Origin of the sequence: Micromonospora sp. WMMD735 (assembly GCF_049178995.1) — a bacterium.
In the GTDB taxonomy this organism is placed as follows: Bacteria; Actinomycetota; Actinomycetes; order Mycobacteriales; family Micromonosporaceae; genus Micromonospora; species Micromonospora wenchangensis.
On record NZ_JBMHMJ010000002.1, the window covers coordinates 3767667 to 3781777 of the forward strand.

Annotated in this window: 16 protein-coding genes; 3 read left to right on the top strand and 13 right to left on the bottom strand. The window is 70.8% G+C overall.

Annotation, left to right across the window (positions count from 1 at the left end):
* Positions 1–61: 61 nt before the first annotated feature.
* Entirely contained in the window at positions 62–1492 is a 1431-nt protein-coding gene (murA, locus tag ACN268_RS15965; RefSeq protein ID WP_421483871.1) for a UDP-N-acetylglucosamine 1-carboxyvinyltransferase, read from the bottom strand.
* On the opposite strand from murA, the gene ACN268_RS15970 reads away from it, so the two are divergent.
* Positions 1491–2063, top strand: a complete 573-nt coding sequence (locus ACN268_RS15970; RefSeq protein WP_145921453.1) for a cob(I)yrinic acid a,c-diamide adenosyltransferase — start codon at positions 1491–1493, stop codon at positions 2061–2063. The genes murA and ACN268_RS15970 overlap by 2 nt on opposite strands.
* Positions 2039–2464: a VOC family protein gene (locus tag ACN268_RS15975; protein ID WP_421483872.1), complete on the top strand. Its 426-nt coding sequence runs from the start codon at positions 2039–2041 to the stop codon at positions 2462–2464. The genes ACN268_RS15970 and ACN268_RS15975 overlap by 25 nt, the downstream gene beginning before the upstream one ends.
* Before the next feature lie 52 nt (positions 2465–2516).
* Here ACN268_RS15975 and ACN268_RS15980 read toward each other — a convergent pair whose 3' ends face one another.
* The 12 genes from ACN268_RS15980 to ACN268_RS16035 form a co-directional block, all read right to left on the bottom strand.
* Positions 2517–2972, bottom strand: a complete 456-nt coding sequence (locus ACN268_RS15980; RefSeq protein WP_088642779.1) for a DUF2550 domain-containing protein — start codon at positions 2970–2972, stop codon at positions 2517–2519.
* Between the two features lie 12 nt (positions 2973–2984).
* Positions 2985–3263 (bottom strand): F0F1 ATP synthase subunit epsilon, encoded by a 279-nt coding sequence (locus ACN268_RS15985; RefSeq protein WP_067312863.1) that lies wholly within the window; start codon positions 3261–3263, stop codon positions 2985–2987.
* A gap of 136 nt (positions 3264–3399) precedes the next feature.
* Entirely contained in the window at positions 3400–4632 is a 1233-nt protein-coding gene (locus ACN268_RS15990) for an LCP family protein (protein WP_421483873.1), read from the bottom strand.
* 264 nt (positions 4633–4896) lie between these two features.
* On the bottom strand, positions 4897–6354 hold the full coding sequence (gene atpD / locus ACN268_RS15995; protein ID WP_088642781.1) for a F0F1 ATP synthase subunit beta: 1458 nt from the start codon (positions 6352–6354) through the stop codon (positions 4897–4899).
* The gene (locus ACN268_RS16000) at positions 6354–7283 is read right to left on the bottom strand and encodes a F0F1 ATP synthase subunit gamma (protein WP_088642782.1); all 930 of its coding nucleotides are present in this window, start codon (positions 7281–7283) and stop codon (positions 6354–6356) included. The genes atpD and ACN268_RS16000 overlap by 1 nt, the downstream gene beginning before the upstream one ends.
* A gap of 9 nt (positions 7284–7292) precedes the next feature.
* Positions 7293–8936 carry a F0F1 ATP synthase subunit alpha gene (atpA, locus tag ACN268_RS16005; RefSeq protein WP_421483874.1) on the bottom strand — a complete coding sequence of 548 codons (1644 nt, stop codon included), beginning with the start codon at positions 8934–8936 and terminating at the stop codon, positions 7293–7295.
* A gap of 87 nt (positions 8937–9023) precedes the next feature.
* Positions 9024–9845: a F0F1 ATP synthase subunit delta gene (locus ACN268_RS16010; protein ID WP_421483875.1), complete on the bottom strand. Its 822-nt coding sequence runs from the start codon at positions 9843–9845 to the stop codon at positions 9024–9026.
* Entirely contained in the window at positions 9845–10384 is a 540-nt protein-coding gene (locus ACN268_RS16015; protein ID WP_088642785.1) for a F0F1 ATP synthase subunit B, read from the bottom strand. The genes ACN268_RS16010 and ACN268_RS16015 overlap by 1 nt, the downstream gene beginning before the upstream one ends.
* Before the next feature lie 29 nt (positions 10385–10413).
* Positions 10414–10647: an ATP synthase subunit C gene (locus ACN268_RS16020; protein ID WP_067312849.1), complete on the bottom strand. Its 234-nt coding sequence runs from the start codon at positions 10645–10647 to the stop codon at positions 10414–10416.
* 101 nt (positions 10648–10748) lie between these two features.
* Positions 10749–11546 carry a F0F1 ATP synthase subunit A gene (atpB, locus tag ACN268_RS16025; RefSeq protein WP_145921458.1) on the bottom strand — a complete coding sequence of 266 codons (798 nt, stop codon included), beginning with the start codon at positions 11544–11546 and terminating at the stop codon, positions 10749–10751.
* Positions 11547–11557: 11 nt separating this feature from the next.
* A complete protein-coding gene (locus ACN268_RS16030; RefSeq protein WP_088642787.1) occupies positions 11558–11794 on the bottom strand; it encodes an AtpZ/AtpI family protein in 237 nt (78 codons plus the stop codon).
* 173 nt (positions 11795–11967) lie between these two features.
* Positions 11968–12399 (bottom strand): hypothetical protein, encoded by a 432-nt coding sequence (locus ACN268_RS16035; protein WP_421483876.1) that lies wholly within the window; start codon positions 12397–12399, stop codon positions 11968–11970.
* 123 nt (positions 12400–12522) lie between these two features.
* On the opposite strand from ACN268_RS16035, the gene ACN268_RS16040 reads away from it, so the two are divergent.
* Positions 12523–13980 carry an SDR family oxidoreductase gene (locus ACN268_RS16040; RefSeq protein ID WP_421483877.1) on the top strand — a complete coding sequence of 486 codons (1458 nt, stop codon included), beginning with the start codon at positions 12523–12525 and terminating at the stop codon, positions 13978–13980.
* Positions 13981–14111 lie beyond the last annotated feature (131 nt).

Below are 14111 nucleotides of genomic sequence, written 5' to 3' on the forward strand. Positions count from 1 at the left end.
CCGCTAAGCCCCGGACGGTCGGACCGGCGACGGACGGCCGGGGGCGCGGACGGCGGGCGGGTCAGATGGTCAGCTCGGGGGCCTCCGGGGCGGTGCCCCGTTCCACCTCCACACCGAGCGCCCGCAGGTCGGCCACGAAGTCCGGGTAGCCCCGGTCCACGTGGTGCACGTGGGATACCTCGGTCGCGCCGTCCGCGCAGAGCCCCGCGATGATCAGCCCGGCACCGGCCCGGATGTCGGTGGCCCGGACCGGGGCGCCGGAGAGCCGGTCCCGGCCCCGGACCACGGCGTGGTGCCCGTCGGTCTTGATGTCGGCGCCGAGACGCACCATCTCGTTGGCGAACATGAACCGGCCGTCGAAGATGTTCTCGGTGATCAGTGACGCCCCCTCGCTGACCGCCGCCAGGCCGATCGCCATCGGCAGCAGGTCGGTGGCGAACCCCGGGTACGGCAGCGTCACCACGTCCACGGCGGCGGGGCGGTCGTCGGCACGGACCCGGAAGGCGTCCCCCCGGGTCTCCACCAGCGCGCCGGCCGACACCAGCTTGTCCAGCGCGACCTCCAGGTAGGCCGGGTCGATCCCGGTGACCGTCACGTCCCCCCGGGTCATCGCCGCGCCGAACGCCCACGTCCCGGCGACGATCCGGTCCCCCACCGTGGCGTGCCGCACCGGGCGCAGCGCGGGCACCCCGGCGATGCGCAGCGTCGAGCTGCCGCAGCCGGAGATCCGGGCACCCATCCGGTTGAGCATCGTGCAGATGTCGACGATCTCCGGTTCCCGGGCCGCGTTGTCGATCGTCGTCACGCCCCGGGCCAGCACCGCCGCCATCACCAGGTTCTCGGTGGCGCCCACGCTGGGGAAGTCCAGCACGATCTCGGCACCCCGTAGCCCGTGCGGGGCGGCGGCGATGACGAAGCCGTGCTCACCGGAGACCTCCGCGCCCATCCGGGCCAGCCCGGCGATGTGCATGTCCAGGCCCCGGGAGCCGATCGCGTCCCCGCCCGGGTGGGCCACCCGCACGTACCCCCGGCGGGCCAGCAGCGGGCCCAACACGCAGATCGACGCCCGCAGCCGACGCACCAGGTCGTAGTCGGCGTCCGCGCCGGGCTGCTCGGGCACGTCGATGACGACCGACCGGGAGCGGGCCTGCCCGCCGTAGGCGACCATCGGGTCGACCGGGTCGTCCGCCGCGAAGTGCACCGCGCAGCCGAGCCGGCGCAGCACCTCGCCCATGATGGCGATGTCGGTGATCCGGGGCACGTTGGTGATCACCGTACGGCCCGGCGCCAGCAGCGCCGCCGCCATCAGCTTCAACGCCGAGTTCTTCGCCCCGACCACGTGCACCGTGCCGGCCAGCCGGGCGTCGCCGCCGACCCGGATGACGTCCACCGCGTCGACGGCCGGGTCACCCGGCCCCGCCTCCACCGGCCAACCGGCCGCGGTGGGCCGTGCCGGGATCGTCAGGTCCGGTATCCGTAGGCTGTGCGTCATGGCCGTCCACCTCACGCGCATCTACACCAAGGCCGGCGACGCCGGCATGACCAGGCTGAGCAACAACGAGCAGGTGCCGAAGACCGATCCCCGGATCGCCGCGTACGCGGATGTCGACGAGTGCAACGCCGCGCTCGGCGTGGCGCTCGCCCTGGGGCAGCTCGACGACGAGCTGCGGGCCGTGCTGGAGTCGATCCAGAACGACATGTTCGACGTCGGCGCCGACCTGGCCACCCCCGTCGAGCCGGACCCGGCGTACCCGCCGCTGCGGGTCACCGAGGAGTACGTCGAACGCCTCGAAGGCTGGTGCGACGAGTACAACGGGCGACTGGGCAAGCTCGACTCCTTCATCCTCCCCGGCGGCACCGCTGGCGCGGCGCTGCTGCACGTGGCACGGACGATCGCCCGGCGCGCCGAACGGGCGGCCTGGGCCCTGGTCGCCCACGATCCGGATCGCACCAGCTCCCTTCCGGCAAAGTATCTCAACCGCCTCTCCGACCTGCTGTTCATCCTGTCAAGAACGGCCAATCCGGGCGGCGATGTGCTATGGGTGCCGGGCGGCAAGCGCTGAGCACGGGCGGGCTGCACCACGTCGAGGTCTGGGTGCCCGACCTGGCCGCCGCGAAGCGGAGCTGGGGCTGGCTGCTCGGTGAACTGGGTTGGACGCCGCACCAGGACTGGCCGGCCGGCTGCTCCTGGCGGCACGGCCCGACGTACCTGGTCGTCGAGGAGTCCCCGGCACTGACCGGGCGGACCCACGACCGGCTCGCTCCGGGCCTCAACCATCTGGCCTTCCATGCCGGTCCGCCGCACGCGGTGGACCGGCTGGTGGCCGACGCCGGGGCCCACGGCTGGGCGCTGCTGTTCGCCGACCGCCACCCGCACGCCGGGGGCCCGGACAGCTACGCCGCCTACCTCACCGACCGGCAGGGTTACGAGGTCGAGCTGGTGGCCGCCGTCGCGGCACCGTGACCGCCGGCGGCCGGGTGACCGCAGGCGGTGCCAGGCCGGCGACCGGGCCGGGTCAGGCGGCTGGCCAGTCCTGGGAGGCCATACGCGGCGAGGCCGCCCCGGGCGGGGCGGCCTCGAGCCAGGAGGAGAAACCGGTCACCGTGGAGCGGGCCATGGCGATCTCGACCGGCGCGTGTTGACTGGTACAGCGGAGGATCACCCAGTCGGACGGCATGGAGAGCCGTTCCTGACCCTCGGGCAGCCGCCGTCGCTCCACCACCAGTTCCTTGCGGGAGAGCACCCGCTTGGGCCGCAGGGCGAAACTGAACATCCGGTACCAGCGGAGCTGGTCGCCGACGAACCGTGCGAAGCCCGGTGACCAGCCCCGGCCGTCCAGGACGGTGGTGACCCGGACGCTCAGCCGGATGATGCCGCCGCTACGGGTGACCAGGGCCCGCCGGACGAAGAGGATCAGGAGCGCGGCGAGGATCACCGCAATGCCGATTCCGATCCCTTCGACGATCTCCATCGGCGGGTGGGCTCAGCGGGCCGGAGTGGCCGGGGTGGCGCTCTCGGCGAGCACCGTGACGCTCTCGGCACCGACCGACAGGAACCCACCGGTGATGTCGTAGGCGACCTGCTGGCCGCCGGCCTGCTTGATCCGGACCTGGCTGGGCTCGGCGAGCTGGCCGAGCAGCGGCGCGTGCCCCGGCAGCACACCCAGCTCGCCTTCGGTCGTGCGGGCGACGACCATTTCGGCCTCGCCGGACCAGACCTTCTCCTCGACGGCTACGAGGTCGACGTGAAGCTGCTGTGCCACGCTGTCTCCTTGCTGCGGCGACGGATTGCCGAAAGTCTAGTCGGACCGTCGTCGCCGACCCAACGCGGGTGCCGAGACCTGCACCACCGTCCGGCGTGTCGGCTGGCCGGACGGTGGTGTTCGCACCCCGCAGAGGTCACTTGCCCTTGTTGCGGAACTCCGGGTGCTCCAGCATGAAGGCGTCCAGCTGCTCGTTCTTCAGCGCGGCGAAGAAGTCGTCGGCGGCGGGCAGCAGCCGCTCCCCGCGATAGCCGTTGCCGGTGCCGATCCCCTCCCCGGGCAGCTTGATCAGCTCGACGTTCTCCGAGCGGATGCCCTTGAGCGCGATGGCGAAGTCGACCACGCTGTTGCCCCGGCCGTTGAAGGTCAACGACTGGCCGGCGGCCCGGATCACCCGGTCCAGCTTGATCGGGTTGGTCACCACGTCGGCACTGAACGCCTGGCTGATCATCGCCTTGATGAACTGCTGCTGGTGCCGCTGCCGGCCGTAGTCGGCGTCCGGGACGCCGTTCTTCGGGTAGCGCTGCCGGACGTAGTCCAGCGCCTGCCAGCCGCTGAGGTGCTGGTTGCCCTTCTTGTAGACCGCCTGCGGCCCGATGTACCCCTCGCCGTACGGGTTGCCCTTGCGGTGCTTGCCGTTCGGCTCGCGGTGCTCGGAGCGGACCTCGCGCTCGATGTACATGTCGACGCCGCCCATCGCGTCGACGATCTTCTGGAAACCGGTGAAGTTGATGATCGCCCCGGCGTCGAACCGGGTGATCCCGGTCGCCTTCTGCACGGTCTTGGCGAGCAGTTCGAAGCCCTGCGCCGCGCTGGGGTTCTTGCCCTCGACGATGCTGCCGTGCGACATCGCACCGTTGATCTTGCCGGAGCCGCCCCGGTAGCCGGCCTTGTCGAACCTGGGGATGTCGACGTAGAGGTCACGCGGCACCGAGAAGATGTACGCCCGGTCCAGCGACTCGGGCACGTGCAGCACCATGATCGAATCGGCCAGCGGCGGGGTCTTGGCGTCCCGCGGGTCGATGCCCACCAGCAGGATGTTCAGCGGGCCCTTGACGTTGCTCTTGCGCTCCTGCGCCCCGGCCGCCTTGTCGCCGAACAGGTCGGCCTTGCCCACCGAACCCTCGTAGCGCGACAGCAGCGTCTCGTAGCCCACCAGGACCGCGCCGCTGAGCATCAGCAGCACGACCCCGAAGATGGTGCACGCGCGCGCCCAGCGGGGCACCCCGGACCAGATCGACCGTCTGCCGCCCTTGCCGGCCTTGCCAACCGTGCCGGCCCTACCGATCCCGCCGGCCTTGCCGTCCCTGCCGCCCTTGCCGGCCTTGCCCACCAGCAGCTCCATTCGTCGCGCACGGGGACTCGTCACGAGGATTCGTCACGCCCACGAAGAGGAGACGGGCGTACCCGGTCGAAAAGTTGCACCACATCGACGCCCGGATCCGAGAGTCGTTCTCGAAACGGTACCGCGCGCCCGCGGCGACCGCTCGCCCGGTAACCGGACACCGGCCCCCACCAGGCAGGAACCCCATCCGGGCAGGAACGGCCGAAGGCCACCCCGGGTGACCGGGGTGGCCTTCGCAGCACTACTGTCCGAGGGCTCAGCTGTCGGGAGGCTCGGCTGTCGGGAGGCTCAGCCCTCCGACATCAGCTCCTTCGCCTTGCGCTCCAGGTCCTCCAGACCGCCGCACATGAAGAAGGCCTGCTCGGGGAAGTGGTCGTACTCACCCTCGCTGATCTTCCGGAACGCGTCGATGGTCTCCTCGATCGGGACCGTCGAGCCCGGCACGCCGGTGAACTGCTCGGCGGCGTAGGTGTTCTGGGAGAGGAAACGCTCGATCCGGCGGGCCCGGCCGACGGTGAGCTTGTCCTCTTCCGAGAGCTCCTCGATACCGAGGATGGCGATGATGTCCTGGAGGTCCTTGTAGCGCTGGAGGATGCGCTTGACCTCGGTGGCCACCGCGAAGTGCGCCTCGCCGACGAACTCCGGGGCGAGGATCCGGGACGAGGACGCCAGCGGGTCCACGGCCGGGTAGATGCCCTTGTCGGAGATCGACCGCTCCAGGTTGGTGGTCGCGTCCAGGTGGGCGAAGGTGGTCGCCGGCGCCGGGTCGGTGTAGTCGTCGGCGGGCACGTAGATCGCCTGGAGCGAGGTGATGGCCTGGCCCCGGACGGAGGTGATCCGCTCCTGGAGTTCGCCCATCTCGTCGGCCAGGGTCGGCTGGTAACCCACCGCGCTCGGCATCCGGCCGAGCAGGGTGGAGACCTCGGAACCGGCCTGGGTGAAGCGGAAGATGTTGTCGATGAAGAGCAGCACCTCCTGCTTCTTGACGTCCCGGAAGTACTCGGCCATGGTCAGCGCCGACAGCGCCACCCGCAGCCGGGTGCCCGGCGGCTCGTCCATCTGGCCGTAGACCAGCGCGGTCTTGTCGATGACGCCGGACTCGGTCATCTCGGCGATGAGGTCGTTGCCCTCACGGGTGCGCTCCCCCACCCCGGCGAAGACCGACGTACCACCGAAGTTCCGGGCCACGCGGGTGATCATCTCCTGGATGAGCACCGTCTTGCCCACGCCCGCGCCGCCGAACAGGCCGATCTTGCCGCCCTTGACGTACGGGGCAAGCAGGTCGATGACCTTGATGCCGGTCTCCAGCATCTCGGTCTTCGGCTCCAGGTCCGCGAAGGCCGGAGCCTTGCGGTGGATGCCCCACCTGTCGTCCGCGTCGAGCGTCTCGCCCTCGGTGAGGTTGAGGCACTCGCCGATGGCGTTGAAGACGTGGCCCTTGACCGCGTCGCCCACCGGAACGGTGATCGGCGAGCCGGAGTCGGTCACCTCGGCGCCGCGGACCAGACCGTCGGTCGGCTGCATCGAGATGGCCCGGACCAGGTTGTCACCCAGGTGCTGGGCGACCTCCAGGGTGAGCGTCTTCGCGCCGCCGGAGAGGTTCACCTCCACGTGCAGGGCGTTGAACAGGGTCGGCATGGCGTCGCGCGGGAACTCGGCGTCGACGACCGGGCCGATGACCCGAACCACGCGACCGGTGGCCGTACTGGTCTCTGCCGGTCCCCCGGCAACTGCGGATACAGTCATCACACTTCACTTCCCGACGCGGCCAGCGCGTTCGCGCCGCCGACGATCTCACTGATCTCCTGGGTGATCCCGGCCTGGCGGGCCGAGTTCATCTCACGCGTGTACTTCTCGATCATCTCTTCGGCGTTGTCGGTGGCGCTCTTCATCGCCCGCCGCCGGGCCGCCGACTCGCTCGCCGCCGACTCCAGCAACGCCGCGTAGATCCGCGTGTTGATGTACTTCGGCAACAGCGCGTCGAGCAGCGACTCCGCCTCCGGCTCGAACTCGTACGCCGGCAGCAGCCCCTCGGAGCGCGGCCGGTCCTCGACCTGCATCGGACCGATGATCTTCGTGACCGGGTTCTGGGTCATCAGGCTGTGGAACTCGGTGTAGACGATGTGCAACTCGTCGATACCGAGCACGCCGTCCGGACCGGCGTCGCCGTCGGTGTCGTCGGCACCGGCGGTGAACGCCGCGATCAGCGTCTCGCCGACCTCACGGGCATCGGCGAAGGTGGGCTGCTCCGAGAAGCCGGTCCAGTTCGCCGCGATCTGCCGGTTGCGGAACCGGTAGAACGTCAGGCCCTTGCGTCCGATGACGTAGAGCACCGGCTCCTTGCCGTCCGCGGTGAGCCGGGCGATCAGCGACTCGGCGGTCCTGATCGCGTTGGAGCTGTACCCGCCGGCCAGGCCCCGGTCGGAGGTGACCAGCAGGACGCCCGCCCGCCGCACCCGCTCGCGCGGGGTGAGCAGCGGGTGGTCGATCCGGGCGTTCGAGGCCAGCGCGGTGAGCACGCCGGTGATCGCCTGGGCGTACGGCAGGGACGCCGTCACCCGGGCCTGGGCCTTGGCGATGCGGCTCGTCGCCACGAGCTCCATCGCCTTGGTGATCTTCTTCATCCCCTTCGCCGAACGGATCCGCTGGCGAAGAACGCGTACCTGGGCCGCCATGAGTCAGCCCTACTGATTCTCGGCGTCGCCGCCGGCGTAGCGGGTGACCGTCTCCCGGTCGGAGTCGCCCTCCAGCGGCTTGGCCGGCGCGTCGTTGACCCGGCGCTCGTCGTCCTTGCCGAGGAAGACCTGCTTGAACTCGCCGACGGCCGAGTCGAGCGAGGCGGCGATGTCGTCGCCCCACTTGCCGTCCGCGATCGAGGCCAGCACACCCTCGTGCTTGTGCCGCAGGTACTGGAGGAACTCCGACTCGAAGCGACGGACCTCGCCGACCGGGACGTCGTCGAGCTTGCCCTCGACGCCGGCCCAGACCGAGACGACCTGCTCCTGCACCGGGTACGGCGAGTAGTTCGGCTGCTTGAGCAGCTCGACCAGCCGGGAACCCCGGTTCAGCTGGGCCTGCGAGGCCTTGTCCAGGTCGGAGGCGAAGGCGGCGAACGCCTCCAGCTCACGGAACTGGGCCAGGTTGAGCCGCAGCGAGCCGGAGACCTTCTTCATCGGCTTCATCTGCGCGGCGCCACCGACCCGGGAGACCGAGGTACCGACGTTGATGGCCGGCCGGACGCCCTGGTTGAACAGGTCGGACTCCAGGAAGATCTGGCCGTCGGTGATGGAGATGACGTTGGTCGGGATGAAGGCCGAGATGTCGTTGGCCTTCGTCTCGATGATCGGCAGGCCGGTCATCGAGCCGCCACCCAGCTCGTCGGAGAGCTTCGCGCAGCGCTCCAGCAGACGGGAGTGCAGGTAGAAGACGTCACCCGGGTACGCCTCACGGCCCGGCGGGCGGCGCAGCAGCAGCGACACGGCCCGGTACGCCTCGGCCTGCTTGCTCAGGTCGTCGAAGACGATCAGGACGTGCTTGCCGCCGTACATCCAGTGCTGCCCGATGGACGAGCCGGTGTAGGGGGCGAGGTACTTGAAGCCGGCCGGGTCGGACGCCGGGGAGGCCACGATGGTGGTGTATTCCAGCGCGCCCGCGTCCTCCAGGATGCCCTTGATCGAGGCGATCGTGGAGGCCTTCTGACCGATGGCGACGTAGATGCAGCGGACCTGCTTCTTCGGGTCGCCGGAACGCCAGTTGTCCCGCTGGTTGAGGATGGTGTCCAGCGCGACGGTGGTCTTGCCGGTCTTCCGGTCGCCGATGATCAGCTGCCGCTGGCCCCGACCGATCGGGGTCATCGCGTCGATCGCCTTGATACCGGTCTGCAGCGGCTCGTCGACCGACTGCCGGGACATCACGTTGGGGGCCTGGAGCTCCAGCTCGCGGTAGCCCTCGTCGGCGATGTCGCCGAGGCCGTCGATCGGCTGGCCGAGCGCGTTGACCACGCGGCCGAGGAAGGCGTCGCCGACCGGTACGGAGAGCACCCGGCCGGTGCGCTTGACGCGCTGCCCCTCCTCCAGCTTGGCGGAGTCACCGAGAACGACGACACCGATCTCCCGCACGTCGAGGTTCAACGCCACGCCGAGCGTGCCGTCCTCGAACTCCAGGAGTTCGTTGGTCATGGTCGAGGGCAGGCCCTCGACGTGGGCGATGCCGTCACCGGTGTCGGCGACGGTGCCGACCTCCTCGCGGGAGACGTCGGTCGAGTAGGAGGAGACGTAGCGCTCCAGGGCGCCGCGGATCTCCTCCGTCGAGATGGTCAGCTCGGCCATCCTCTGCTTCCTTAAGTATCAGGGGCCCGGGATACCTAGTACCGACCGGTCCGAATGGCGTCGATCAAAGGGCGGCGAGGCCGCTGGTCAGCGCTGCACGAGCGCGTTGCGGGTCTCGTTGAGGCGGCGCAGGACGGTGCCGTCGTACAGGTCGGAACCGACCCGCACGCTCACCCCACCGAGCACCTCCGGGTCGACCGTCTGCTTGACGGAAACCTCTCGACCGTACATCGCGGAGAGGCGGGCACCGAGCCGTCGCTCGTCGGACTCACTCAACGGAGCCGCCACGGTCACGTACGCGACCTGACGGTCCCGCCGGTCGGCGGCCAGCTCGACCAGCCGGGTGAGCGCCCCGGTGAAGGAGCGTCCCCCGAACCCGCCGAGGGCCACCTCGACGAGGCGGACGGTGACCGGCCGGGCCTTGCCGGCGAGCAGTTCCCGGGCCAGTGCGGCCCGCTGCCCGGCCGGGGCGATCGGGTCGGCCAGCGCCGCGGAGAGCGCGGACTGGCCGGCGACCACCTGGCCGAAGCGGAACAGCTCGTCCTCGACCTCACCGAGGTCGCCCGCGGCGTCGGCACTGGCCAGCAGCGCCTCCACCCCGAGCCGCTCGGTGCCGTCGAGCAGCTCCGACGGCGTCGACCAGCGCCCGGCGACCAGTCCGGACAGCAGGTCGAGCGCGTCCGCGCCGATCTTGCCGGTCAGGATGCCGGTGAGCAGCGCCGCACGGTCGTCGCCGCTGCGGGCCGGGTCGGACAGCGCCCGGCGCAGCCGCGGCTCGCCCCGCAACAGGGCGGCGACGGAGAGGATGTCGTCGGCGGCGGTCGCCACCACCGACGGCTCCGCCCCGCGGACGTACGCGTCGAGGCGCTCGGCCGCGACCGCGTACGACTCCCGGCTGGCGGCCTGCATCAGCGGGCCCCCGTGCTCTCGAGGTTGCTCAGGAACCGGTCGACGGTGCCCTTGCGGCGCGCCTCGTCGGCCAGCGACTCACCGACGATCTTGCTGGCCAGGTCCACCGCGATGGTGCCGACCTCGGCCCGCAGCTCACGCACGATGGTGGCCCGCTCGGCGGCGAGCTGCTCCTTGCCGGCCGCGATGATCCGGTCGGACTCCTCCCGCGCCTTGCCGAGGATGTCCTGCCGGATGCCCTCCGCGTCGGCCCGGGCGTCGTCCCGGATCTTGGCAGCGTCGGTACGCGCCTCGGCGAGCTGCGCGCGGTACTGCTCGAGGAGCTGGTTGGCCTCGGCCTGGGCGGCCTCGGCGCGCTTGATCCCGCCCTCGATCGCGTCGACCCGGGCCTGGAACGTCTGCTCCATGCGGGGGAAGACGAACTTCATCAGCACGAAGCAGAGCACGGCGAAGGCGACGCTGCCGACCACGATCTCCTGCCAGAGCGGAATGATCGGGTTGTGCGTCGACTCACCACCCTCAGCGGCGAGGAAGTACATGGATGACCTCCTGGTCTGCGGGGACTGGGTCAGCCGGCCCAGATGAAGCCGAAGGCGATGCCCAGCAGCGCGAGCGCCTCGATGACGGCGAAGCCGATCCAGACGTACGGCAGGGTCATCCGGGACGACTCCGGCTGGCGGGCCGTCGACTGGATGTAGGCGGCGAAGACCAGGCCGACGCCGATGCCCGGGCCGATGGCGGCGAGGCCGTAGCCGATGGCGGCGGTGCTGCCGGTGACCTCGGCGAGAACGCTAGCGTCCATGGGTGTGGTTCCTCCTGGGTATCTCGCGTGACTCTCACGCGGGACGACAACGGGTTGATGCGGTGGACCAGTGCTCGCTGGCGAGCCCCCGCCCGGTTGGATCAGTGCTCGTCGGCGAGCGCGCCCTGCACGTAGCTTGCGGTGAGGACGGTGAAGACGTAGGCCTGCAGGCAGATGACCAGGAATTCGAGGAAGGTGAGCGCGATGGTCATCACCCAGGACAACACCGAGACCGGCGCGAGCCAGGCGTTGGCGCTGAGCATCGCGAAGCCGCCGAGGGTGAAGACCAGCAGCAGCATGTGCCCGGCGAACATGTTGGCGAACAGACGCACGGCCAGCGAGAACGGCCGCACGAGGAAGGTCGAGAAGAACTCGATCGGGATCAGCAGCGGCAGGATGTACCAGGGCGCCGGCGGGATCAGGGAGTTCTTGAAGTACTTCACGAAGCCGTGGTGCCGGATGCCGACGTAGTTGAACATCAGGTAGCTGATCACGGCGAGGATCGCCGGGAAGGCGATGTGCGAGTTCGGCGAGATCTGGAAGAACGGCACGATCGCGAAGAAGTTGGTCAGCAGCACGAAGCAGAACAGCGTGGTGAAGTACGGCGCGAACCGCACCCCCCGGTGCCCGATCATGTCGACCGCGATGTTGTTCCGCACGAAGCCGTAGATCGACTCGGCGAGCCACTGCTTCTTGGTCGGGACCAGCTGCGGCTTCCGGTAGGTCGCCAGGAAGAAGATGATCAGGATGCCGACGGCGACCCACACCATCGCCGTGATCTTGGTGAACCAGTACGAGTCGTGCGCACCCCAGGGCAGGATGCTGGGCAGGTAGAAGTCCTCCACGCTGGGTGGGAATGCCGCCTGGCCCGCTGCCAGGACGTTCGCCTGTCCGAACACCGCGTCCCTTCCTAAGTAGGCGTGCCGAGCCGGCGGACGACCAGGATGATCCCCCCGGCCATGCCGAGCACGACACCGATCCCGGTGGCGATGCCGCCGGAGTCGAGCCACTGGTCGACCAGCCAGCCGATGAAACCCCAGACGAGCATGCCCCCGATGAGGTACGAGAGCGCGGTCCAACCCTGACCGGCGCCGGTCGGAACGTCGTCCGGGCCACCGGTGGGTCGGGGGTTTTGGTCACCAGCCATGACGGGGCGAACGATATCAGCCGGGGAGACGAGGCTGTGCCTCACCCCCCGCACAACCGTCGTTGTGTGGGCATCGGGCGGGCTCCATCGTCTGGGGGCACGCTACTCCCCTTCCGCAAGGGAGAGAACGACCGCACGCGGACAGTCGCCCGCCCGCCCACCATGTGGGACAGTCAGGAGCCGGGTCGACGGGAATACACCCTGGTCAGCCACCAGATGTGCACTCCGGTCCAGACCACCACGCCGGCGGCGATGCCGACACAGAGTGGAACCAGGCCACCCCAGCCGGTCGATGCCACCGCCACCATGACCACCCCCAGCAGGGTGAACTTGGCGATGTAGAGGCCCAGCCCGAGCGGCAGCACCAGCTGCGGGTTGACCGCGTCGGCCCTGGCCAGCACCACCGTGGTCAGGCTGTAGCTGACCACGGTCACCGCCACCCCGGCCGCCGCGCCGAGGGCCGCCACGCCGCCCCCGGTCACCGCACCGACCAGCGCGGCGGCCACCCCCAGCACCGCCGAGGCGGCCAGCAGCACCGGCAGGTGACGCAGGCGCCATCCCTGGTCGTCGGCCACCGCCGACCCGCGCGCCCCGGGCTCAGCCACGCGGGTTGTCCGGGCCGTCGCCGTGCGGCGCGGCCACGACGGGCCGCCCCCGCTCCGGCCCCCACCAGGTGCGCTTCACGTTCTCCACAGCGAAAGAGTGTACGGAGCCGCACACTGGTGTCCGTGAGATGCCTCGTCACCGGCGCGACCGGATACATCGGCGGCCGGCTCGCGCCCCGCCTGCTGGCCGAGGGACACCAGGTGCGCTGCCTGGCCCGCAAGGCCGGTCGGCTGCGCGACGTGCCCTGGGCGGCGCAGGCCGAGATCGCCGAGGGGGACCTGCGCCGGCCGGAGACGCTCCCGGCCGCCTTCGCCGACGTCGACGTCGCGTACTACCTGGTGCACTCGCTCGGGCGGGCCGACTTCGAGGCGGCCGACCGGGAGGCCGCCACCAACTTCGCCGAGGCCGCCGCCGCGGCCGGCGTACGCCGGATCGTCTACCTGGGCGGGCCGGAGCCGGCGGCCGGCGGCTCGACCTCGCCACACCTGCGCTCCCGGGCCGAGGTGGCCCGGATCCTGCTCGCCGGAGAGGTGCCCACGGTGGTGCTGCGGGCCGCCGTGATCATCGGTTCCGGGTCGGCCTCGTTCGAGATGCTGCGCTACCTCACCGAGCGGCTGCCCGCCATGGTCACCCCCCGCTGGGTCCGCAACCGGATCCAGCCGATCGCCGTCCGGGACGTGCTGCGCTACCTGGTCGGCTGCGCCGGCCTGCCGCCGGAGGTGGACCGGGCCTTCGACATCGCCGGCCCGGACGTGCTCACCTTCCGGGAGATGATGCAGCGCTACGCGCGGGTCGCCGGGCTGCGCCGCCGGATCATCGTGCCGGTCCGTCCGCTGACCCCGGCGCTGTCCTCGCACTGGGTGGGACTGATCACCCCGGTGCCGAACGCCATCGCCCGCCCGCTGGTGGAGAGCCTGATCCACGAGGCGGTCGCGCACGAGCACGACATCGCCAGGTGGCTGCCCGATCCGCCGGGCGGGCTGACCGGCTTCGACGACGCCGTGGCGCTGGCCCTGACCAAGGTGCGCGACGCCCAGGTGGAGACCCGCTGGTCCAACGCGAGCGGCCCGGACGCCCCCGCCGAACCCCTGCCGTCGGACCCGGACTGGTCCGGCGGGACCGCCTACACCGACGTGCGGGAGCAGGAGGTGGCCGCCCCGCCGGCCGCGCTCTGGCGGGTCATCGAGGGCGTCGGCGGCGAGCACGGCTGGTACTCGTTCCCGCTCGCCTGGTCGGTACGCGGCTGGCTGGACCGGCTGGTCGGCGGGGTGGGGCTGCGCCGGGGCCGGCGCGATCCGCACCGCCTCCAGGTCGGCGAGGCGCTGGACTTCTGGCGGGTGGAGGAGATCGTCCCCGGAGAACTGCTGCGGCTGCGCGCCGAGATGCGGCTACCCGGCCGGGCCTGGCTGGAGCTGCGCGCCGAGCCGGCCGGCGACGGCCGCAGCCGGTACGTGCAACGCGCCGTCTTCCTCCCCCGGGGCCTACCCGGCCACCTCTACTGGCTCTCGGTCGCCCCGTTCCACACGATCATCTTCGGCGGCATGGCCCGCAACATCGCCCGACACACCCCCACCCCCTAACCCCCCGACTTCCGTCGATCATGGAGTTGCGGTGGACGGATCAGACTGTTTCGACCCGTTCTGCGAGCACCACAACTCCATGATCGACGGGGCGGGAGGCGGGGGCGGGAGGCGGGGGGCGGGGGCGGGGC

Bases quoted from the DNA above. Each gene is read 5' to 3' on its own strand.
- ACN268_RS16015 (WP_088642785.1), bottom strand. From the start codon at position 10,384: ATGTACTTCCTCGCCGCTGAGGGTGGTGAGTCGACGCACAACCCGATC.
- atpD (WP_088642781.1), bottom strand. From the start codon at position 6,354: ATGACTGTATCCGCAGTTGCCGGGGGACCGGCAGAGACCAGTACGGCC.
- ACN268_RS15970 (WP_145921453.1), top strand. From the start codon at position 1,491: ATGGCCGTCCACCTCACGCGCATCTACACCAAGGCCGGCGACGCCGGC.
- murA (WP_421483871.1), bottom strand. From the start codon at position 1,492: ATGACGCACAGCCTACGGATACCGGACCTGACGATCCCGGCACGGCCC.
- ACN268_RS15975 (WP_421483872.1), top strand. From the start codon at position 2,039: ATGGGTGCCGGGCGGCAAGCGCTGAGCACGGGCGGGCTGCACCACGTC.
- ACN268_RS16020 (WP_067312849.1), bottom strand. From the start codon at position 10,647: ATGGACGCTAGCGTTCTCGCCGAGGTCACCGGCAGCACCGCCGCCATC.
- ACN268_RS16000 (WP_088642782.1), bottom strand. From the start codon at position 7,283: ATGGCGGCCCAGGTACGCGTTCTTCGCCAGCGGATCCGTTCGGCGAAG.
- ACN268_RS15980 (WP_088642779.1), bottom strand. From the start codon at position 2,972: ATGGAGATCGTCGAAGGGATCGGAATCGGCATTGCGGTGATCCTCGCC.
- ACN268_RS16030 (WP_088642787.1), bottom strand. From the start codon at position 11,794: ATGGCTGGTGACCAAAACCCCCGACCCACCGGTGGCCCGGACGACGTT.
- atpA (WP_421483874.1), bottom strand. From the start codon at position 8,936: ATGGCCGAGCTGACCATCTCGACGGAGGAGATCCGCGGCGCCCTGGAG.
- ACN268_RS16010 (WP_421483875.1), bottom strand. From the start codon at position 9,845: ATGCAGGCCGCCAGCCGGGAGTCGTACGCGGTCGCGGCCGAGCGCCTC.